The sequence below is a fragment of the Achromobacter sp. ACM01 genome (assembly GCF_014851745.1).
GTDB lineage: Bacteria > Pseudomonadota > Gammaproteobacteria > Burkholderiales > Burkholderiaceae_B > Achromobacter > Achromobacter aegrifaciens.
Genome location: NZ_JACVAF010000001.1, coordinates 743,626 through 763,378, shown reverse-complemented (window position 1 = coordinate 763,378; position 19,753 = coordinate 743,626). Strand labels below are relative to the sequence as shown.

16 protein-coding genes and 1 tRNA gene are annotated in these 19,753 nt (G+C 65.2%); 9 read left to right on the top strand and 8 right to left on the bottom strand.

Translation table 11 applies throughout. From position 1 onward, the window contains the following. Positions 1 to 12 precede the first annotated feature (12 nt). Genes IB268_RS03565 through IB268_RS03550 form a run of 4 tightly spaced genes read left to right on the top strand, consistent with a single transcriptional unit; the run spans position 13 to position 5,297 of the window. On the top strand, positions 13 to 981 hold the full coding sequence (locus tag IB268_RS03565) for a tripartite tricarboxylate transporter substrate binding protein (RefSeq protein WP_192353817.1): 969 nt from the start codon (positions 13 to 15) through the stop codon (positions 979 to 981). A 3-nt stretch (positions 982 to 984) separates the two neighbouring features. Beyond that, a complete protein-coding gene (locus IB268_RS03560) occupies positions 985 to 2,148 on the top strand; it encodes an acyl-CoA dehydrogenase family protein (RefSeq protein WP_192352851.1) in 1,164 nt (387 codons plus the stop codon). An 18-nt stretch (positions 2,149 to 2,166) separates the two neighbouring features. Continuing rightward, positions 2,167 to 3,162, top strand: coding sequence for an acryloyl-CoA reductase (locus tag IB268_RS03555; RefSeq protein WP_054459308.1), 996 nt, complete (start codon positions 2,167 to 2,169; stop codon positions 3,160 to 3,162). A gap of 17 nt (positions 3,163 to 3,179) precedes the next feature. Next, a complete protein-coding gene (locus tag IB268_RS03550; RefSeq protein WP_192353816.1) occupies positions 3,180 to 5,297 on the top strand; it encodes an acetate--CoA ligase family protein in 2,118 nt (705 codons plus the stop codon). Between the two features lie 39 nt (positions 5,298 to 5,336). Here the strand turns inward: IB268_RS03550 and IB268_RS03545 are convergent, their stop codons facing one another. The 4 genes from IB268_RS03545 to IB268_RS03530 all read right to left on the bottom strand — a co-directional run bounded on the left by IB268_RS03545 (position 5,337) and on the right by IB268_RS03530 (position 10,605). Beyond that, a complete protein-coding gene (locus tag IB268_RS03545) occupies positions 5,337 to 6,602 on the bottom strand; it encodes a type II toxin-antitoxin system HipA family toxin (RefSeq protein ID WP_119450476.1) in 1,266 nt (421 codons plus the stop codon). Next, entirely contained in the window at positions 6,599 to 6,868 is a 270-nt protein-coding gene (locus tag IB268_RS03540; protein WP_119450477.1) for a helix-turn-helix domain-containing protein, read from the bottom strand. The genes IB268_RS03545 and IB268_RS03540 overlap by 4 nt, the downstream gene beginning before the upstream one ends. A gap of 262 nt (positions 6,869 to 7,130) precedes the next feature. Then, positions 7,131 to 9,029 (bottom strand): molecular chaperone HtpG, encoded by a 1,899-nt coding sequence (htpG, locus tag IB268_RS03535; RefSeq protein WP_192353815.1) that lies wholly within the window; start codon positions 9,027 to 9,029, stop codon positions 7,131 to 7,133. Between the two features lie 172 nt (positions 9,030 to 9,201). Next, positions 9,202 to 10,605, bottom strand: a complete 1,404-nt coding sequence (locus IB268_RS03530; RefSeq protein ID WP_192353814.1) for a DKNYY domain-containing protein — start codon at positions 10,603 to 10,605, stop codon at positions 9,202 to 9,204. A gap of 172 nt (positions 10,606 to 10,777) precedes the next feature. On the opposite strand from IB268_RS03530, the gene IB268_RS03525 reads away from it, so the two are divergent. Together IB268_RS03525 and IB268_RS03520 are read left to right on the top strand one after the other, a co-directional pair. Next, positions 10,778 to 12,166, top strand: coding sequence for a uracil-xanthine permease family protein (locus tag IB268_RS03525; protein ID WP_054459298.1), 1,389 nt, complete (start codon positions 10,778 to 10,780; stop codon positions 12,164 to 12,166). A 169-nt stretch (positions 12,167 to 12,335) separates the two neighbouring features. Beyond that, positions 12,336 to 12,420, top strand: a tRNA-Leu gene (locus tag IB268_RS03520). 338 nt (positions 12,421 to 12,758) lie between these two features. Here the strand turns inward: IB268_RS03520 and IB268_RS03515 are convergent. The 3 genes from IB268_RS03515 to IB268_RS03505 form a co-directional block, all read right to left on the bottom strand. Next, entirely contained in the window at positions 12,759 to 13,922 is a 1,164-nt protein-coding gene (locus IB268_RS03515) for a DUF4268 domain-containing protein (RefSeq protein WP_192353813.1), read from the bottom strand. Between the two features lie 447 nt (positions 13,923 to 14,369). Further along, positions 14,370 to 15,359 carry a tripartite tricarboxylate transporter substrate binding protein gene (locus IB268_RS03510; protein ID WP_192353812.1) on the bottom strand — a complete coding sequence of 330 codons (990 nt, stop codon included), beginning with the start codon at positions 15,357 to 15,359 and terminating at the stop codon, positions 14,370 to 14,372. A gap of 121 nt (positions 15,360 to 15,480) precedes the next feature. Further along, the gene (locus IB268_RS03505; RefSeq protein ID WP_054458897.1) at positions 15,481 to 16,296 is read right to left on the bottom strand and encodes a LysR family transcriptional regulator; all 816 of its coding nucleotides are present in this window, start codon (positions 16,294 to 16,296) and stop codon (positions 15,481 to 15,483) included. 112 nt (positions 16,297 to 16,408) lie between these two features. Here IB268_RS03505 and IB268_RS03500 point away from each other — a divergent pair, with 112 nt between their 5' ends. After that, a complete protein-coding gene (locus IB268_RS03500) occupies positions 16,409 to 17,143 on the top strand; it encodes an SDR family oxidoreductase (protein WP_054458895.1) in 735 nt (244 codons plus the stop codon). A 28-nt stretch (positions 17,144 to 17,171) separates the two neighbouring features. Here IB268_RS03500 and gstA read toward each other — a convergent pair whose 3' ends face one another. Then, positions 17,172 to 17,777, bottom strand: coding sequence for a glutathione transferase GstA (gene gstA, locus IB268_RS03495; RefSeq protein WP_175159778.1), 606 nt, complete (start codon positions 17,775 to 17,777; stop codon positions 17,172 to 17,174). A gap of 96 nt (positions 17,778 to 17,873) precedes the next feature. Here gstA and IB268_RS03490 point away from each other — a divergent pair, with 96 nt between their 5' ends. Together IB268_RS03490 and IB268_RS03485 are read left to right on the top strand one after the other, a co-directional pair. Then, positions 17,874 to 18,782: a LysR family transcriptional regulator gene (locus IB268_RS03490; protein ID WP_192353811.1), complete on the top strand. Its 909-nt coding sequence runs from the start codon at positions 17,874 to 17,876 to the stop codon at positions 18,780 to 18,782. A gap of 120 nt (positions 18,783 to 18,902) precedes the next feature. Continuing rightward, entirely contained in the window at positions 18,903 to 19,748 is an 846-nt protein-coding gene (locus IB268_RS03485; protein WP_192353810.1) for a DMT family transporter, read from the top strand. The last annotated feature ends 5 nt before the right edge of the window (positions 19,749 to 19,753 follow it).

Genomic DNA, 19,753 nt, shown 5'->3' with positions numbered 1-19,753 from the left:
CGGGAGACCGCCATGCAAGCCTTGACCCGAACGTTGCGCGCGCTGTGCGCCGTCGCCCTGCTGGGCGCGGCCGGGGCGGCGCAGGCTGCCTATCCCGACAAGCCGGTACGCCTGATCGTGCCCTACGCGGCCGGCGGCGGCACCGACACCGCGGCGCGCATGATCGCCCGCAAGCTGGCGCCCTTGCTGGGCCAGCCCGTGGTGGTCGAAAACAAGCCCGGCGGCGCCACGCAGATCGGCACCGCTTTTGTCGCCAGCGCCGCGCCCGACGGCTACACCTTGCTGATGGGCACCGCCAACCTGGCGACCAACAGCGTGCTGTACGCCAAGCTGCCCTATGACGTGAAGAAGAACCTGACGCCCGTGGTCTGGGCCACGGATGTGCCGGTCTACCTGCTGCTGCCCGCAGCCAGCCCGATACGCAGCCTGGAAGGCTTGAAGCGCGCTGCCGCGCAGCAGCAGGGGCTGACTTTCGCCACTGCGGGAACGGGCAGCATCCCCCATCTGGCAGGCGAACAGTTCGCGCACCAGACCGGCATCGCGCTGCGGCACATCCCGTACAAGGGCAGCAGCGAAGCCGCCACCGCACTGGTCGGCGGCCAGGTCCAGATGAGCTTCGACAACCTGCCGCCGGTGTATGCGCAGGTCAAGGCGGGACGTCTGCGCGCCGTCGCCATCGCCTCGCAAACACGCAATCCCGAGCTGCCCGACGTGCCCACGCTGGCTGAACTGGGCGTGCCGATGTCGGCCTCGTCCTGGTGGGGCGTGATGGCGCCCGCCGGTACGCCCAAGGAGGTGATAGCCCTGCTGAACCGGCAGATCAACGCCGTGCTGGCCGATCCGGAAGTGCGCAGCTACTTCAGCGGGCTGGGCATGCAAGCCACGGGGGGCACGGCCGAAGCGTTCGGCCGGCACATCGCCGACGAAACCGACAGATGGCGCGCCGTGGTCAAGCAGGCCGGCGTCAAGATCGAGGAATAAACCATGCAGTCCAAGCCAGAACGCAACGGCGGCGACGCCCTGCAAGACCTGTGCGCGCGCGTGCGCCGCTTCGTCGACGAGGTGGCGATACCGGCCGAGTCCCCCGCCATTGCCCGCGACGTGGCCGCGCTGGATCGCTGCGTCGCCCAATTGCGCGTACAGGCCCGCGAGGCCGGCCTGTATGCGCCCCAGTTGCCGCAGGAATGGGGCGGACTGGGCTTGGGCTGGCGCGCCCTGGCACAGGTGCTGGAAGAAGCGGGGCGCGGCTTCCTGGGCCCCGCCGCGCTGAACTGCGCCGCGCCCGACCAGCCCAACATGTTGACGTTGCTGCGCCTGGGCGACACCGCCCAGCAGGAGCGCTTCCTCGCGCCGCTGGTGCGCGGCGAACAGCGCGCCTGCTTCGCCATGACCGAGCCCGCCCCCGGCGCCGGCTCCGATCCGTCCATGCTGCGCACGCGCGCCGAAAGGCGCAACGGACGCTGGGTGCTCAACGGCCACAAGCAATTCATCAGCGGCGGCGTGGGTGCGGATTTCGCGCTGGTGCTGGCGCGCACCGATACCGGCGCCACGCTGTTCCTGGTGCCGGCGGACACGCCGGGCTACCAGGTGGTGCGCGACATCGGCATGGTGACGGGCTACCAGATCGGCGGCCACGCCGAAATCCTGCTGCAAGACTGCGAGGTCGGTGACGAGGCCGTGCTGGGCGAGCCCGGCCGCGGCCTGGAATATGCGCAGCTGCGGCTGGAACCTGCCCGGCTGTCCCATTGCATGCGCTACATCGGCCGCGCCCGGCGCGCGCTGGAGACGGCGCAGGCCTATGTGGTGCGGCGCGAATCCTTCGGCGCGCGCCTGGCTGACCTGCAACAGATCCAGGCCATGGTCGCGGACTCCCACATCGACCTGCATGCCAGCCGCCTCATGACGCTGGACTGCGCAGCCCGCATGGACGAAGGCCTGTCGGTGAAACAGCACAGCGCCATGGCCAAGGTCTTTGTGTCCGAGGCCGTGAACCGCGTGGCCGACCGCGCCGTACAGATGATGGGCGCATCGGGCCTGTCGGACGACACGCCCGTATCCATGGTCTGGCAGGAGATGCGCCCCTTCCGCATTTATGACGGCGCCAACGAATTGCACCGCGCCACGCTGGCGCGCCGGCTGCTGGCCTGAGCCCTTAAGGAGACGAACATGGAAAATCCCGAATTCCAGGCCTACCGCCTGCACGCAGGCGCGGCGGGCGAACCGCCGCAGGGCCGTTTCGACACGCTGACCGCGGACCAATTGTCCGCGGGCGACACGCTCATCAAGGTGGCCTATGCCGGCCTGAACTACAAGGACGCGCTGGCCCAGGCCGGGCGCGGTGGCATCATCCGCGAGTATCCGCGCATCGGCGGCATTGATCTTTCTGGCACCGTTGTGCATTCCGCCGACCCTGCGCTCGCGCCCGGCCAGGAGGTCGTGGTGCATGGCTTCGGCATCGGTGTGGATTGCGACGGCGGCTATGCCGAGTATGCGCGGGTGCGCCACGACTGGGTGCTGCCGCTGCCCGCCGGCATTGGACTGCGCGATGCGGCCGTGCTGGGCGCTGCGGGCTACACCGCGGCGCTCTCGCTGCACTGGATGGAGCATTGCGGACTGACGCCGGAACAAGGCGAGGTCCTGGTCACCGGCGCAACCGGCGGCGTTGCCGGCGTCGCCATCGACATCCTGAGCCAGCGCGGCTATCGCGTCTGCGCCATGTCCGGCAAGCCGGATGCGGCGGACTATCTGCGCTCGTTGGGCGCGCAAGAGGTGATTGCCCCGCCCGACCTGTCGGCCGGCATCAAGCCGCTCATGAGCGCGCGCTGGGCCGGCGTGGTCGACTCCGTGGGCGGGCCGCTGCTGGCCCACGCGTTGGCCAGCCTGAAGCCGGACGGCGTGGCCGCCGCCTTCGGCAACGCCGGCGGCGCGGAACTGCCCACCACCGTCATCCCTTTCATCTTGCGCGGCGTCAAGCTGCTGGGCATCAACGCCAACAGCCCCATGCCGCTGCGGCGCCAGGTATGGAACAAGCTCGCCGCCGAATACCGCCCCGCGCACCTGGACCTGATCGCGCGCGTCATCGAACCCCGCCAGCTGCCGCAAGCGCTGGCCGCCATGCTCGAACGCGGCAGCACGGGCCGCAGCGTCGTGCGCTACTCCTGATTTTTCATCGCCACATCATGACTGACTCTTCCCTGTCCCGCCTCTTCAATCCGCAAGGCATCGCCATCGTCGGCGCCTCGGCCACGCCCGGCAAGATCGGCGCGATGCCGGTGAAGCTGCTGCTCCAGCACGGCTACGGCGGCCGCATCATCCCCGTCAACCCGCGCGCAGACGCAATCGCCGGCCTGCCGGCCGTACCCGGCCTGGACGCGCTGGACGCGGAGGTGGACCTGGCCATTCTGGCCGTGCCGGCCGCTCATGCCGCGCAGGCGCTGGAACGCGCCCGGCCCGGGCAGGTAGGCGCCGCCGTGGTGTTCACCTCGGGTTTTTCCGAGACCGGCGCGCAAGGGGCCGCGCAACAGGAACGGCTCTGCGCCATCGCGCGCGAGCGCGGCATCCGCCTGCTGGGGCCGAATTGCCTGGGCTTCATGAACGTGCGGCGCAATGTCTACGCAACGTTCTCGCCCGCCCCCGCCAACGGCATCGTCGCCGCCGGCGGCATTGGCATGGTGTCGCAGAGCGGCGCATTCGGCGCCTACGCCTACAGCATGGCGCGCGAGCGCGCCCTGGGCCTGTCGCACTGGATCAGCACCGGCAACGAGGCCGACATCGACGTGGCCGACTGCATCGAATGGCTGGCTCGCGACACCGATACGCGCGTCATCATGGCCTACATGGAAGGCTGCCGCGACGGCGCCAAGCTGCGCCTCGCCCTGGCCGCGGCGCGCGCGGCCGGCAAACCCGTCGTCGTCACCAAGATCGGCCGTACCCAGGCCGGCGCGCAAGCCGCGGCTTCGCATACCGCTGCGCTGGCCGGCGATGATGCCGTCTACGACGCGCTGTTCCGCCAATACGGCGCCCTGCGCGCGCGCACCATCGAGGAATTCTTCAACCTGGGCTATGCGCTGGACACCTGGAAACAGCCGCCGCAGGGCCGCCGGCTGGGGATCTTCACCATCTCTGGCGGCGTGGGCGCCTTGATGGCCGACGAGGCCGACGACACTGGCCTGGCGCTGCCCGAGCCCGCCGCCGAAGCGCAAGCCCGCCTGCTGGAGCGCGTGCCCTTCGCCAGCGGCCGCAATCCCGTCGACGTCACCGGCCAGGCCGTGTCCGAACCCGGGCTGCTGCTGGCCACCGCCGACGACATGCTGGCCGATGGACGCTACGACGCGCTGGCCGTCTTCCTGGCCGCCGCAGGATCCTCCGAAGCCTTGTGGCCTACCTTCGAGGCTTTCGCAAGGCAGATGCAGGCCCGCCATCCAGACGTGCCGTTGGCCATCAGCGCGCTGTTCCCGCCCGCGCGCCGCCGGGAACTGGAGCAACTGGGCTGCCTGGTGTTCACTGATCCCAGCGCCGCCATCCGCACGATAGGCGCGGTGGCCGGGCTGGCTGCTCATACGGGTAGCGACGTGGTTGACGATGCTCCCACGATGCCCGCGGCGCACACACCGCCATTGCTGGACGCCTACAACGAAGTCCAGGCCATGGCGCTGCTGCGCCAGGCCGGCTTGCCGGCCTCGCCCTGCACGCTGGCCGCCGACGTGGACGCGGCGGTGCGCGCCGTCGCCGAGCTGGCTGCTACGGACGGCGACGCCGCTCCCGTCGTGCTCAAGGTGGTATCGCCCGACATCACGCACAAGAGCGACGTAGGCGGCGTGAAGCTCAACATCCGCGGCGAAGCCGCCGTGCGGCAGGCCTATGCCGACATCATGGGCGCCGTGCGCCAGCACCGGCCCGACGCCCGCATCGACGGCGTGCTCGTCGCGCCCATGGCAACCAAGGGCGTGGAATGCATCGCCGGCGTGCATTGCGACCCGGTGTTCGGGCCGGTCGTCATGTTCGGGTTGGGCGGCGTCTTCGTCGAAGTGCTCAAGGATGTGAGCTTCCGCCTGGCCCCCTTCGGTCGCGAGGAAGCCCTGGCGATGATCCGCGAGATCAAGGGCTACGCGCTGCTGCAAGGCGCGCGCGGCGCGCCTCCTTGCGACGTCGATGCGCTGGCTGACGCGCTGGCGGCGCTATCCCGCTACGCCCACGCGCGGCGGGAGGACTTCAGTTCAATGGAGATCAATCCCTTGCTGGCGCTGCCCGAGGGACAAGGGGTGGTGGCACTGGATGCGGTGGTGATGCGGGGCTAGGTGCCACCCGGACGGTGGCGCCGATGCGGCCGCGGGCTGCTACGCGTCCATCCCCCACCGCCTGGCATGCTTGCGGGTGTTGGTCTTGATCCAACGCCCCAAGCGCTCGATCAACGTGCGCTCCGCGCCCCCCGGCGCCTGCGCCAGCAGTCCTGCCTGCACCTCATCCAAGGCGACGGGAAGCGCATCCACCAGCGACTCCCCTGCTGCCCTGACGTAGCGCAGGGCAAAACCCAACTCCCTAGCCATGGTCGCGATATGTTCCGCGCCGATGCTGCCCGGCTTCACTTCACCGCCGATCGCAAACGCGAAATTGCGAGCAAGCCCGGAGTACATGCCCGTGCACATCAGGTCATAAAAGGGCGCCAGCCGGTATCGGCCATCTTGCGTCTGCAGCACGGACAGGTTCTTGGCATGGCTATCGTTGTTGCCGACGCACAAGTTGAAGAATATCCATTGCAGGAATCGCTTCAAATCCGCCGCGCCGATGCCCATGCTTCCCAACAGCTCCCGACATTGCTGCAGCGACGGACCGCCATCGGACTCATACTTCACGTCGGACGGTTTGCCAGCCAGCTGGCAGAGATCCAACTGATGCAGCCGCAGCAAACCACCCTTGCCGTCAGGCTTGCGGTCATACCGGGTAATCAGGCATGCGCGCGTATCGGGCTGATAGCGGACTTCCGCCACGCCCAGGCCCATTCTGGCGGCCAACTGCATGACCAGCGTTTCGTTCAGGGCCGATGACCATACGCCATCGAGGCCGCGAATATCCGGCTTCAGAATATGCGTGGACGGTGCAGCCCCCTCGGGTATCGCTGGCGAACCATCGGGCATGACCGTCAATAGAAGCTTGTCCTGCGCCCCGGCCAGAGAAATGCGGGCGCCCTCGGCGTTCTCCGCCGCCAGCGCGGGCACGGCCACGTTTTGCAGGCGCTTTGTCACGTCCTGCCATGTAGCAACCCGGTGGCGCGCCGGCGCGGGCCGCTCCCCTTGCGGCAGTATCGTCAACCCGCTGGCGGTATCCCCGCCCACGCTGCGCAGCAGACCGAAGACCGTGGTGGCATGGCGGCTGACCTGCAGAAACTTGCGTACATGCCCTTCGGGCAACAGGTTTTCAAAAAAAGCATGCACGGCATCGCCCGCATGATCGCCGCTGCGCAGAGGCACCGACGGCGAAATGGCATGCGCGCCAGACCAATTCAGCCAGGCATCTTCGTACACGAAGCGCAACGGCCTCTCGTCGAACAAGCGGCCGACCTTGCGGTCAGCGTGATAGAGGTCCAGCGCGTCAGCGACGGTCATGGCAGCCTCGGGCGCTTGGGCGCTACCTGCACTTCCAGGCCCAGCAGATCCAGCATGTCCAGCACCTTCTGCAATTGCAGCGTGGGCTTGCCGCGCTCCAGATCCACCACATAGCGGTTGCCGGTGCCAGACAGGCCAGCCAAGTCCGCTTGCAGCAAGCCCTGCGAGCGCCGCACGGCCTTCACCAATTCGCCCAGTTCGGTCGATGTGCGGATCGTTACGCCGGCCCCGCCTGCGAGCTCGGCAGGAATATCTTGCGAGGGCATGGCCGCCTCCAAAATTACCGATCGGTAATTTTAGGATAAAAATTTGATTGGCGCAGGAAAAAAATTACCGAGCGGGAAAAATTTGCCGCAGCACATTTTTCTACGGCGAAAAAATTACCGAACGGGAATATTTTTTTCTATCCAAGCGGATTTTTTGTACAAAATTACCGATCGGTAATTTTTTAATCACTGCTTGTGAAACGTCTCCCAAAAGAAAAAAGGCGCCAAGGGGCGCCTTTCTTTCTTCAAGCGGATGCGCCGCTTACTTCAGCAGCAACGCATTCAAGCGCTTCACGAACGCGGCCGGGTCGGCGATCTGCGCGCCTTCGGCCAGCAGCGCCTGATCCAGCAGCAGGCGCGCCCACTGGTCGAATTCGCCGTCTTCGGCAGCGCGGATGCGGGCCAGCAGCGGGTGCTCCGGGTTGATTTCCAGCACCGGCTTGACGTTGGGCGCTTCCTGGCCGGCGGCCTTGAGCATGCGCAGCAGGTGCGGGCTGAGTTCGTTCTGGCCCACCACCACGCACGCCGGCGAGTCCACCAGGCGCAGCGTCACGCGCACTTCCTTGACCTGGTCTTCCAACGTCTTCTGCAGGCGCTCGACCAGCGGCTTGAAGTCCTCGGCCACTTCGGCCTGGTGCTTCTTTTCTTCCTCGTCGGCCAGCTCGGCCAGGTCCAGGCCGCCCTTGGCCACCGACACCAGCGACTTGCCGTCGAATTCACGCAGATAGGACAGCATCCATTCGTCCACGCGGTCCGACAACAGCAGGACTTCGATGCCCTTCTTGCGGAAGATTTCCAGATGCGGGCTGTTGCTGGCCGCGGCGAAGGTATCCGCCGTGACGTAGTAGATCTTGTCCTGGCCTTCCTTCATGCGCGACACGTAGTCGGCGAACGACACGGTCTGGGCCTGTTCGCCCGTGTGGGTCGAGGCGAAACGCATGAGCTTGGCGATGCGTTCCAGGTTGGCCGAGTCCTCGCCCGCGCCTTCCTTCAGCACCTGGCCGAACTCCGACCAGAACGTGGCGTAGTCTTCCGGCTTGTTCTCCGCCATGTCTTCCAGCAGCGACAGGATGCGCTTGGCCGAACCTTCGCGGATGGCGCGCACGTCGCGGCTTTCCTGCAGGATTTCACGCGACACGTTCAGCGGCAGGTCGGCCGAGTCGATCACGCCGCGCACGAAGCGCAGGTACGACGGCAGCAGCTGGTCGGCGTCGTCCATGATGAAGACGCGCTTGACGTACAGCTTCACGCCGTGGCGGCCGTCGCGGTCCCACATGTCCATGGGCGCATGCTTGGGCACGTACAGCAGCTGCGTGTATTCGCTGCGGCCTTCGACGCGGTTGTGGGTCCAGGCCAGCGGGTCGTCGTAGTCGTGCGACACCGTCTTGTAGAACTCGCGATACTGCTCTTCCGTGACGTCCGACTTGCTGCGGGCCCACAGCGCATTGGCCTGGTTCACCGTTTCCAGTTCTTCGGTCTTGACCTGCTCGCCCTTTTCCTCGTCCCACTCTTCCTTGGCCATGCGGATGGGCAGGGAGATGTGGTCCGAGTAGCGGCGCAGGATCTCGCGCAGCTTCCAGCCGTTGAGCAATTCGTCTTCGTCGGCGCGCAGGTGCAGCGTCACGTCCGTGCCGCGCGTGGCCTTCTCGGCAGCGGCGATGGTGAATTCGCCCTGGCCGTCGGATTCCCACTGGATCGCGTCCGTGGCGCCGGCGCGGCGGCTGACCACCGTGACCTTGTCGGCCACGATGAACGACGAATAGAAGCCCACGCCGAACTGGCCGATCAGCTGCGCATCCTTCTGCTTGTCGCCGGTCAGCTGCGAGAAGAATTCCCGCGTGCCGGAGCGCGCGATCGTGCCCAGGTTGGCCACGGCTTCTTCACGCGACAGGCCAATGCCGTTGTCGGAAATCGTGATGGTGTGGGCGGCCTTGTCGTAGCTGACCGTGATGGCCAGTTCGCCATTGCCTTCCAGCAGTTCGGGCTGGTCGATGGCCTCGAAGCGCAGCTTGTCGCAGGCATCCGATGCGTTCGACACCAGCTCGCGCAGGAAGATTTCCTTGTTGCTGTACAGCGAATGGATCATCAGGTGCAGCAGCTGCTTCACCTCTGCCTGGAACCCCAGGGTTTCGGACGTGGAAGGCGTGGCGGTTTGGCTCATAGTTCTACGTGGCTAGGTAAAAATTAGGGACGGTTATTGGCTGCCGGGACATCTGGCCCGCGCGGCCGCCGGGAAACCCTACTGATGTGGGGGCCAATGGCGCACTTTCAAGGGCGGGCAAAAAAACCCCCGCAGGTTCTAGCCTCCCCTTTTGGGGAGTGGCGGCAGCGCCTCAGAAAATCGAGAACACCTTGCGGTAACGTGTCTTCGCTTCCAGCACCGCTTCATACTGCGGCACCGCCAGCTTGCCGACCCGGACCAGCTTGCGTATGTCGGCAGCCGTGATCTGCCGTGTTTCTTGCGAACTCAGCAGGAAATCCGCCGCGCCGCGGTCCATGATCTGATAGATCGAATGGGAAATCAGCTGCGAGGGTCCAAGCTCATCCAGGTAATAGAGCTTCTCTCCCTTCTGCCAGACCGTGCCGAAGTTGTGATAAACCACGCCGCGCTTGATCCATTCCCCAGCCGGCGCATCCGCCAGCTGGTTGACCAGCGTGGAACGGGACACCAGCCCGCCGCCCCCGCCCCGCGAGTTGCGGGCCCAAACTTCCTGCGCCTGCAGGAACAACGTCTGTTTGCCATCCGTGTACACGTATGGCGACAGCGCGGTGTATGTGCCCGAAGCCAACGGGTCGTCACCCGCCCGTTCCACCTGCCGCGTCTGCGTGTTGTAGAAAAAGATACCGTCCTTGCTGCGGAACAGCGCCTGGTACACATGCCGGCCGTGCTCGCTCAACAGCCGGTACGGCGCATGGGCCGCGTCAAAGGGCTGCGCACCCACGTACACCATGCCGTCGCGCGGGTCTTGCAGATAGGGCTGGCGGTACAGGTCGCCCACCATGAAGGTGTACAGCGCGGGATCATCCGACAGCGGCAGCAACTGCTCGTGGAAATAGACGCGGCGGCCATCGGCGAAGAAATCGTCGCTGGAACGCACGTCCCCGTCCCGGCCTGCCGGCAGGCGGCGTAGCGAGGCCGGCGCCGCCTGCGGCATTTCGCGCCCGCGGTAGTACACGCGCACATCGTCGGTGGCCAGCTCGCGGTCCAGCAGCGGCCGGTAGGGCCGGGCGCTGGCCGGCAGGGCGACGAACGGATACAGGTAGGTCTGCGGCTTGGGGCCGGCGTCCGCCTGGTACTGGATCCTCTGCCAGAACTCGTCCAGCATGCCCAGCTCCTCGTTGCGCACGCTGTGCATCGAGCAGAAAACCGTAACCGCGCCGTCGCTGAAATAGCTGTTGCCCAGGTAGCGCGCCGACGCCGGCTTCATGTCGGGCACGACCTGATTGCCGCAATACACGCGGCGCTGGTCCCTGGCCGCCTGCCTGCCGTCGAAGGCTCCGGTATCGAAGGCCGTGAAACTGGCTGGATCGGCCTCGTCCATGCGGTAGTAGCCGTTGCTGGGGACGGCGGCGTAAACGCCGCCCTGATAATTCTTATAGATGCTGTTGCCGTAAGACTGCCCACGGTCGACGGCCGCGAAGTCGTCGCCGTCCATCAACCAGAACAACAGGAACATCGGCAGCGCGGCGATGATCAGGACCAGCGTGATCACGGCCCATTTGGCGCGTTTTTGCATGGAGTGGCGGGGCTGACCTGCCGTTGATTGGCGACCAGGGATTCTAACCAGCGGCGGAGATCCCGGCCCGCGCCTGCGCCCCCTCCCGGTCCGTCCCCGGACGGCACGGGGCCTTCCCCGCTAAAATCCCGCACTTTCCTCCCCTACCCCGACCCTGGCCGGCCCATCCGCCATGCAACCCGCCTCCCTGACCCAACCCGCCCCCCACGGCTCATCCGACGCCGACCCCAGCCCTGACCTGGTCTACGGCCCCGACGACCGCCCCGCGCCTCCCGTCGCCTTCGTCGCCGCCTTGCAGCACCTGCTGGCCATCCTGGTTCCCATCGTCACCCCTGGCCTGCTGATCTGCCAGGCCCTGGGCGTGAGCACCCGCGACACCACCCTGATCGTGTCCATGTCGCTGGTCATCTCCGGCATCGCCACCTACGTCCAGTGCAAGCGCTTCGGCCCCCTGGGCGCCGGACTGCTGATCGTGCAGGGCACCAGCTTCAACTTCGTCGGCCCACTGATCGCTGGCGGCTCGGTCATGGTCAAGCAAGGCACCCCGGTCGAAGCCGTCATGGCCGCCATCTTCGGCGTGGTCATCGCCGGCTCCTTCGTCGAAATGGGCATCAGCCGCATCCTGCCCTTCGTCAAGCGCCTGATCACCCCGCTGGTCACCGGCATCGTCGTGCTGCTGATCGGCCTGACGCTGATCAAGGTCGGCCTCATCAGCATGGGCGGCGGCTACAGCGCCATGGGCAACGGCACCTTCGCCAGCGCCGAGAACCTGACCCTGTCCGGCCTGGTCCTGGGCACCATCATCCTGCTGAACCGCGTGCCGGTCGTGTGGGTGCGCAGCACCGCCCTGGTGCTGGCGCTGGCCGTCGGCTACATCGCCGCCGCCTACATGGGCCGCCTGGACTTCACCGGCGCCCGCGAAGCCGCCCTGTTCCAGATCCCCACCCCGCTGCACTTCGGCCTGGGTTTCTCGTGGGCGCTGTTCGTGCCCATGCTGATCATCTACCTGGTCACGTCCCTGGAAGCCATCGGCGACGTCACCGCCACCAGCAAGGTCTCCAAGCAGCCCGTCGAAGGCCCGCTGTGGATGCAGCGTATCAAGGGCGGCGTCCTGGTCAACGGCGCGAATTCGCTCCTGGCCGGGGTCTTCAACACCTTCCCCAGCTCGGTCTTCGCGCAGAACAACGGCGTGATCCAGCTGACCGGCATCGCCAGCCGCCACGTCGGCGTATGGATCGCCGGCATGCTGATCCTGCTGGGCCTGTTCCCGGCCGTGGCCGGCATCCTGCAGGCCGTGCCCGAACCCGTCCTGGGCGGCGCCGCCATGGTCATGTTCGGCGCGGTCGCCGCGTCCGGCATCAACATCCTGGCCGGCATCCACCTGGACCGCCGCGCCCTGCTGATCATCGCCGTGTCCCTGGCCCTGGGCCTGGGCGTGTCCCAAGTGCCGGAAATCCTGTCGCACCTGCCCCATGCCGTGAAGAACGTGCTGGAGTCGGGCGTCGCCACCGGCGGCATCTGCGCGCTGGTGATGAACTGGTTTTTGCCTGAGAAGAAGTAAGGCTGCGAATTCCTCGGAAAGCCGGTCCCGGCCTGCGCCTGTGTGCGGAGGGACTGGCCCCCGTCAGATGGCTGGATCCAGGGCCGCCTGACAATTTTTCCCAGACCGCATATAATCGCCGTCTTCGCTTCTCCCGCGACCGTCATCTGGACGTGTCCGCGACCTCCTAGCCCGGGTGGTGAAATTGGTAGACGCAGGGGACTCAAAATCCCCCGCCGCAAGGCGTGCCGGTTCGATTCCGGCCCCGGGCACCAGAATTCAAAAAGCCGTCCCTGCAAATGCAGGGACGGCTTTTTGCTTTGAAAGACGGTGAGCGTCGCCGTTAGCGAAATATCCCAACTCAGGCTACGAATATCGGCAATCCCCGTGGACCCCTATCATGCACCTTGGCTCTACAGCGAACGGAAACGCACGCCTCAGAGCGCCTACTTTGAGGCCAGACCGAGGCATCGCTGAGCATTCTGGGCTTGTCCGGGCTATCGCCAATGCTGGCATTTGTGCGCAGCCGCCTCTGCCGGTATCTTGTCGGCACCGTCAGCCGCCAAAGCTCGGCTTTGGGCGCCCCTGACTGTCCGCACCGGCTCGAGCATTTTCATGAAAGTGCCATCTCTTCGACTGTGGCCTCCTTCGAGAACTGCGTTTTCGCGAGGTGCCGAAGTGCAGGAATCTCCTTGTCGAATGCATTCTCCATTCTTCTCACATGTTCGACGAGCCACTTAATCATGCTTGGCCAGCTCTCTCGGTTGTGTCCGTCGAAGGAAGCAGCGCATTCGATCAGTGACACCTTTTTGTCGTCCATGCGCCGCCAGGACAGCGGACCTTCGAAAGCCACCTCAAGCTCCTCCCGGCGTGCGTAGAGGTAGTCGAACAGCGCTTTGTTCGCCTCCTTCGATCGTGTGCCTAGGGCGAACTCTACCCGCGCCTCGTCTCTGTTGAAGATCATCGAATAGTAGATGCCGCTGGCGCCGGAGCCCGCATTGAGCCAATGGTCTCGGCTGGGACTGACGTTGGCGTAGAGTTCCACATTCGCTGTCCGAAGCGCCTCTAGGGCCGCATGCCAGAAATCCGTGCGCAACTGATACCGTGTCGCCTGGCCGCGCTCCGAGGACTGTTCCTCGTCTTCCTTTTCGGAAATGCCAATCATGAGTTCTTCGGCTTCTGGAAGCGGAATGACCTGTTCGACAGTGAGGAACAGATCGTCTCCGTCCTTGAACGGCGTCGCTCGAAAGCACTTCACGAACACCCGATGCTTCAATAGCCACAAAACAGTGGATGTCACTTCCTTTCGGAACTGCGCCGCCACCATGATGAGACGCTGATCGTTGCCGGGGTTCAGCACGACCTCCGCAAATTCTTCCTGTCCCAAAAAGTCGCAGATGAGCGCCTTCGCATCCTGGCCCGGTCCGGACTTGTCCAGATACTTCTGAAAGACCTCGGCGATCTGTGACTTCGACAAGGTTGAGCAGTAGGAGGCGTATTTGAGAGCTTGCCAAACGACGTCTTTTCCCGAGTCGTCAAGCTTGTTCTCGATGATGACTAAGTCACCGTTCTTATCGATGGCCAGCAGGTCGAGTCGCTCCCGGGTGTCGTCGAAGCCGTCGAATTCCTTTTGGATGATGAGAAGCTCTTCGCCCAGAGCATCTGGCTGATTAGCCAGCCATTCCTGAAGATGGTGCCGTTCGGTGAATCCCAGTTCCGAAAAACTCACCTCCTTCAGCTTGATGATGCGATTCGATGCATGGTCAATTCGGAACATGTATGGTCAATCCGGTTTCCGTTGTTGGGACGCATGTGGGCAATGCGGGCACGCCCGGTAGGAGCAGTGCTAGAGGCCACTATGTTACAAAATCATACTTCATCAAGCCTTGTGGTGCAGTCGCGGCCCCCGGGGGAGGTAGGCGGCTTTACAGACAGAGGATCTTCGATGGCCAAGTTATTTTTCTCTTATTCGCATGATGACGAGCAATATCGCGATCAGCTCGAAAAACACCTCGCGCCCTTGCAACACTAGGGACTCATCGAGTCTTGGCATGACCGCCGTATTGTCGCGGGCTGCCGCTTGGAAGCGGAGATTGATCAGCAGATCAACGCGGCGGATGTGATCCTTCTGCTTGTGAGTTCAAGCTTTTTGGCGTCCGACCACTCGGCACAGACTGTTGTAGACGGATGTTGACAGTCCTGTGCCCAGTTCCCCGCAAGACGATCAATTAACCGTCACGCCCGCCTCGCGCACCACATCGCCCCACAAAGAAATCTCCTTCACGATCTGATCGCGAAAATCCTGCGGGCTACCCGGCGCAGCCTCTTCCCCGGTCGCCTTCAAACGATCGGCCATCTCGGGCTTCACGACGGCCGCATTGATCGCCGCGTTCAGCTTGACCTGCACCTGCGGCGGCACGCCCTTGGGCGCGATGATGCCGTACCACACCGTCACGTCATACGGCACGCCAGCCTCGCGCACCGTCGGGATGTCCGGCGCCGAGGACACGCGCTGCGGCAAGGTCACGGCCAGCACCTTCAGGCGCTTGTCCTCGCGGTAAGGCAGGGTCGAGCCGGCCGTGGTCAGCATCGCGTTGACCTGGCCTGAGACCGTGTCCGTCAGAGCCGGCGCGGACCCTTTGTACGGGATATGGACCATGGTGATACCGGCCGTCTTCAAGAAGGCCTCCATCGCCAGATGCGATATGCCGCCCGTACCCGACGAGGCATAGGTCAACCCGCCCGGCTTCTTCTTGGCCAAAGCCACCAGATCACCCAGGCTATCCGCCGGCACGCTGGGATTGACCGATACGAAGAACGGCGCACGCGCGATCATGCCGATCGGCGTCATGTCCTCGACCGGATCGAACGGCAGCTTGTACAGGCTGGGGTTGACGGAATAGCTGTTGGAAATCAAGGTCAGGGTGTAGCCATCGGGCGCTGCCTTCAGGCCCTGCTCCACACCCAGCTTGCCGCCCGCGCCGGGGCGGTTCTCCACCACCACGGGCTGCTTCAGGCCATCGGACAGCAACTGCCCCAGAAGACGCGCGATCCCGTCATTGCCGCCTCCGGCGGCAAAGGGCACGATCAGTTTGATCGGCTGCGAAGGGTAGTCATCCGTCTGCGCATTGGAAACCGATGCGGTAAACGCCACGGCAGCCAGCGTCATCCCCAGTACCGCCTTGCCCAGCTTGGCGCCGGATCGCGTTGTCATAGTTATCTCCTCCCTGAGCGGCCGCGGCGCGGCCATGTTTATTGGCGAAAGGCGCAAGACTACAACTTAACGAGTGAAGTTGCAGGCTGGCCCAGCCTATCGATGGCGTTGAAAGGCTTCTCTATGTTGTATGCCTGGCCCGGACCGCAGGATCCCCGAGCCGCTCCACCAGCGTTGCCACCACCGACTTGTCCAACGATTGCACCGCATAGCAAAGTCCGATGCGCCGCGACATCTCCAGTCCTTCCAGCGGCCTGATCGCCACGCCGGCCTGGCTACGGGCGAGGGATTCCGGCGCCACGCACATGCCCGCGCCGGCGGCCGTCAACGCCAAGGCCAGGCGCAGCGATCCGGCGTGCGCGGCCGGCGTATTTGCACCGGCGCCATAGAAGGGCAGCAGGCGCTGATGCGTCGGGTGGCTCGGGCACACAATCCACGGCAATGCCGCGTCGGCGCCGCTGCCCGCGGGCAGGGCCAGCACATAGGGGTCGACGGACAGCGGCAAGAACAGTTCGTCCTCGCAACGCTCGTCTTCGGTCGCCAGTCGGGCATCGCCCTGGCATCCTTCAAGCAGATTCACGAAAAGCCCCGGCACGACTTCCTGTGCCGCGCGCATGAAGGCCGCGATGTCCGGCCCAGCGATATCCGCCTCCACGCCGATCTCGATGCGCGACGCAGACGAACCATGGCGGAACTGATGCGTCATCGAGTCCGTCTGCGACAGGATGCGCCGCGCCTGTGGATACAGGATGCGGGCGTCCTCCGTCACGGCCACGCCCCGCGCCTGGCGTGCGAACAATTGCGTGCCCAGCAAGTCCTCCAGGCTCTTGATCGTGCCGGACAGAGCCGGCTGGCTCAGGTGCAGGCGACGCGCGGCGGCCGTGATGTTGCGCTCTTCGAAGACGGCAACAAAGGCCTTGAGCTGGCGGCTATCCATAAGATTTTCCGATTTCTTCCAAAGGAATAAACCATTTCTCAGGGAGAATTCCCGGGAATAGAATGATTTCCGATCACTCAAGCATACATAAAACCGATATCAGGAATCCACCATGTCTACCTTGAAAAAACCCCTTGTCATCATCACGGGCGCCAGCTCCGGCATCGGCCTGGCCACCGCCCGCCTGTTCTCGGCTCACGGCCACCCGCTACTGCTGCTGGCCCGCCGGCTGGAAAAAATGCAGGCGCTGAACCTGCCCGACACCCTGGCGCTGTCCGTGGACGTGACCGACCGCGCCGCGCTGGCCGCCGCCGTGCAGGAAGGCGAAGCGCGCTTTGGTCCCGCCGATGCGCTCATCAACAATGCGGGCGTCATGCTGTTGGGCGACATCACGCGCCAGGACCCGGACCAATGGGACCGGATGCTGGACGTGAACGTCAAAGGCGTGCTGAACGGCGTGCATGCGGTCGCGGCGGGCATGGTCCAACGCAAGCGCGGCAGCATCATCAACATCAGTTCAGTGGCCGGGCGCAAGACCTTTCCCAATCACGTGGCTTACGTGGGCACCAAGTTCGCCGTGCACGGCCTCTCGGAAAACCTGCGCGAGGAACTGTCGGCGCACAACGTGCGCGTGACCACCATCGCGCCGGGCGCCGTGGAAACCGAGCTGCTGGGCCATACCACCGATGCGGACATCAAGACGGGCTACGAGGCCTGGAAGGCCGAGATGGGCGGCAAGGTGCTGGCCGCCGAGGACGTGGCCAACGCCATCCACTACGCCTATGCGCAGCCGGACGGGGTTTGCGTGCGGGAAATCGTGCTGGCGGCCACGCGCCAACAGGCCTAATGCATCCGTTGCCGTGGCCGCATGACGTTCAGCCCTGCGCCTCTGCGCGCAGCGCGGCCCGCACCGCAGGGCGCTCTCCGATGCGGGCCGCGTATGCCGCCAGGGATGGCCAGCGATCCAGGTCGATCGCAAAGAACCTGCACCATCCCAGCACGGTAAACAGATAGGCATCGGCCACGCTGAACTGCTGGCCCATCAAGTAGGTGCTTTCGGCCAGGATGCCGTCCAGGTAGTCGAAGCGCTTGAAGAGCCGTTCGCGGAAATGCGCCTTGGCGGCTTCGGGCAAGGCCGACTGGAACAAGGGCGCCGATCCTGCGTGGATCTCGCTGGTTAGGAAGTTCAGCCATTCCTGCAGCCGCGTGCGTTCGCGCGTGCCATTGGGTGGCGCCAGCTGCATGCCAGGACGCAGGTCGGCCAGGTACTGGACGATGGCCGGCCCTTCAGTGAGCACATCGCCATCTACCAGCTCCAGCGCGGCGACATAGCCTTTGGGATTGATGGTGCGGAAATCGCGGCCGTCCGCGGTCTGCTTGGTCTGGTTGTTCACTTTAACCAGTTCGAAGGGCAATTCAAGTTCGCGCAAGACGATGTGCGGCGACAGCGAGCAGGTATGCGGGGCGTAGTAGAGCTTCATGGCATCTCCGGGAAACAACAGAGGGCAGTCTCTCGCGCCACGGTGCACCGGTAAAATTAATGCTCTAATTCCTTATCATTAGCTCAGCTACTTAATATGTTGAACCTGGGACATTGGCGCCTGCTCGTCGCGACGGCCGACACAGGCAACATCTCCCGCGCCGCCGAGCGCGTGGGCATCACCCAGTCCGGCGCCAGCCAGGCCATTGCGCAGCTGGAAGCGTCGCTGGGGCTCCAGGTCTTCACCCGTTCCCGCAAGGAAGTGGCGGTAACGGCGCTGGGCGAACAGGTCATCGATCACGCCCGCGCGATGCTGTCTCACCTGGAGTCCATCCGCGCCCTGGCCGACGACAGCCAGGGACTGAGCCAGGGCCGCATTCGGCTGGGCAGCTTTCCCTCGGTCATCTCGACGCTGCTGCCGCCCCTGCTGCACGGCTTCCGGCTGCGCCACCCCGGCATCGAGGTGGTGGCCTTGGAGGGCACGGATGAAGAGGTCGAGGAATGGCTGTCGCGCGGCGCCATCGATCTGGGCGTGGTGATGAACCCCGCAACGCAAAGGCAAACCCTGATCCTGGGCCGCGATCGCTGGATGGCGCTGATGCCCGGCATGCATGCGCTCAGCCGCCGCGCGTCGTCGCGGGGCGTCGCACTGGCCGAGCTGGCCGATGAACCGTTCATTCTCGCGACCGGCGGCTGCGCCGTGAATGGCCTGAGCCTGGCGCGCAAGGCCGGACTGGAACTCAACGACATCCGCGTCACGGTCCGCGACTGGGCCAGCGCCTGCGCGCTGGTGCGCGAGGGCATGGGGGTCGCGGTGGTTCCCGAGTCCACGCTGCCCGCGGACATGCGCCAGTTGCGCGCCTTGCCGCTGAGCCCGGCGGCGCGCCGGGAGTTCGGGCTGGTGCGCTCTGCCGCTGGACGGCAATCCGCGGCAGTGGGCGCGCTGTGGCAGCATGCCGCCCATGCCCTCAGCTCAAAAGCTTCGGCCAAAGTACGTACCCACTGAGACGAATCGCACGCGTATCCCAACCGCCAGCCGAAACTCCGCGCTACGATCTGATCATCGTTCCATCCCGCTTTTTCCGGACACGATCGCCGAAGCGCTGCCCAAGGGAAACACCGCGCCATGACACCCCGCCTGTACGCGCTCACCCTGCTCTCCATGCTTGCCTTCGCCGGCAACTCGCTGCTGTGCCGCCTTGCGCTCAAGCAGACCGCGATCGATCCAGCCACCTTCGTGGCCATCCGCATCGCTTCCGGCGCATTGGTGCTGTGGCTGGTGTTGCGCCTGCGCAAGCCGACGAAGGCGCTGGAAGGCAACTGGCATGGTGCGTTGGCGCTGCTGGCCTATGCCGTGGCCTTCGCCTATGCCTACACCCAGATCCCGGCAGGAACCGGCGCCTTGCTGCTGTTCGCGTCGATCCAGATCAGCATGATCCTGTATGGATTTTTCATCGGCGAGAGGCTGAGCATCACGCAGGGGCTGGGCATAGGCCTGGCGGTGGCCGGTCTGGTGATCCTGATGTTGCCCAGCGTCAGCGCCCCGCCGTTGTTCCACGCCTTGCTGATGATCGCGGCCGGCGTCGCCTGGGGCGCCTATTCGCTGCTGGGCCGCCGCGCCAGGGACGCGGCCTCGGCGACGGCGGGCAACTTCATCCGCGCCACGCCTGTCGCATTGTTGCTATTCCTGCTGCACGGGCTGAGCTCACGCGTGGGCTACGACGCTGCGGGCGTGGCATATGCCGTGGCTTCCGGCGCGGTGACCTCGGGCCTGGGCTATGTCGTCTGGTATGCCGCGCTCAAAGGCCTGAAAGTGACTCACGCCGCCACCGTACAGCTCAGCGTGCCAGTGTTGACGGCATTTGGCGGGACCCTGTTCCTGGACGAGCCCGTGACCGGAATCCTGGTGACGGCGTCGGTGCTGATCCTGCTCGGCATCGCGTTGGTGGTGCTGGTCAAGCGGCCGGCCTGACGGCG

What these genes read in the sequence shown, in the direction of transcription:
- IB268_RS03565 (WP_192353817.1), top strand. Translation starts at nt 13, where the DNA reads ATGCAAGCCTTGACCCGAACGTTGCGCGCGCTGTGCGCCGTCGCCCTG.
- IB268_RS03560 (WP_192352851.1), top strand. Translation starts at nt 985, where the DNA reads ATGCAGTCCAAGCCAGAACGCAACGGCGGCGACGCCCTGCAAGACCTG.
- IB268_RS03555 (WP_054459308.1), top strand. Translation starts at nt 2,167, where the DNA reads ATGGAAAATCCCGAATTCCAGGCCTACCGCCTGCACGCAGGCGCGGCG.
- IB268_RS03550 (WP_192353816.1), top strand. Translation starts at nt 3,180, where the DNA reads ATGACTGACTCTTCCCTGTCCCGCCTCTTCAATCCGCAAGGCATCGCC.
- IB268_RS03545 (WP_119450476.1), bottom strand. Translation starts at nt 6,602, where the DNA reads ATGACCGTCGCTGACGCGCTGGACCTCTATCACGCTGACCGCAAGGTC.
- IB268_RS03540 (WP_119450477.1), bottom strand. Translation starts at nt 6,868, where the DNA reads ATGCCCTCGCAAGATATTCCTGCCGAGCTCGCAGGCGGGGCCGGCGTA.
- htpG (WP_192353815.1), bottom strand. Translation starts at nt 9,029, where the DNA reads ATGAGCCAAACCGCCACGCCTTCCACGTCCGAAACCCTGGGGTTCCAG.
- IB268_RS03530 (WP_192353814.1), bottom strand. Translation starts at nt 10,605, where the DNA reads ATGCAAAAACGCGCCAAATGGGCCGTGATCACGCTGGTCCTGATCATC.
- IB268_RS03525 (WP_054459298.1), top strand. Translation starts at nt 10,778, where the DNA reads ATGCAACCCGCCTCCCTGACCCAACCCGCCCCCCACGGCTCATCCGAC.
- IB268_RS03515 (WP_192353813.1), bottom strand. Translation starts at nt 13,922, where the DNA reads ATGTTCCGAATTGACCATGCATCGAATCGCATCATCAAGCTGAAGGAG.
- IB268_RS03510 (WP_192353812.1), bottom strand. Translation starts at nt 15,359, where the DNA reads ATGACAACGCGATCCGGCGCCAAGCTGGGCAAGGCGGTACTGGGGATG.
- IB268_RS03505 (WP_054458897.1), bottom strand. Translation starts at nt 16,296, where the DNA reads ATGGATAGCCGCCAGCTCAAGGCCTTTGTTGCCGTCTTCGAAGAGCGC.
- IB268_RS03500 (WP_054458895.1), top strand. Translation starts at nt 16,409, where the DNA reads ATGTCTACCTTGAAAAAACCCCTTGTCATCATCACGGGCGCCAGCTCC.
- gstA (WP_175159778.1), bottom strand. Translation starts at nt 17,777, where the DNA reads ATGAAGCTCTACTACGCCCCGCATACCTGCTCGCTGTCGCCGCACATC.
- IB268_RS03490 (WP_192353811.1), top strand. Translation starts at nt 17,874, where the DNA reads ATGTTGAACCTGGGACATTGGCGCCTGCTCGTCGCGACGGCCGACACA.
- IB268_RS03485 (WP_192353810.1), top strand. Translation starts at nt 18,903, where the DNA reads ATGACACCCCGCCTGTACGCGCTCACCCTGCTCTCCATGCTTGCCTTC.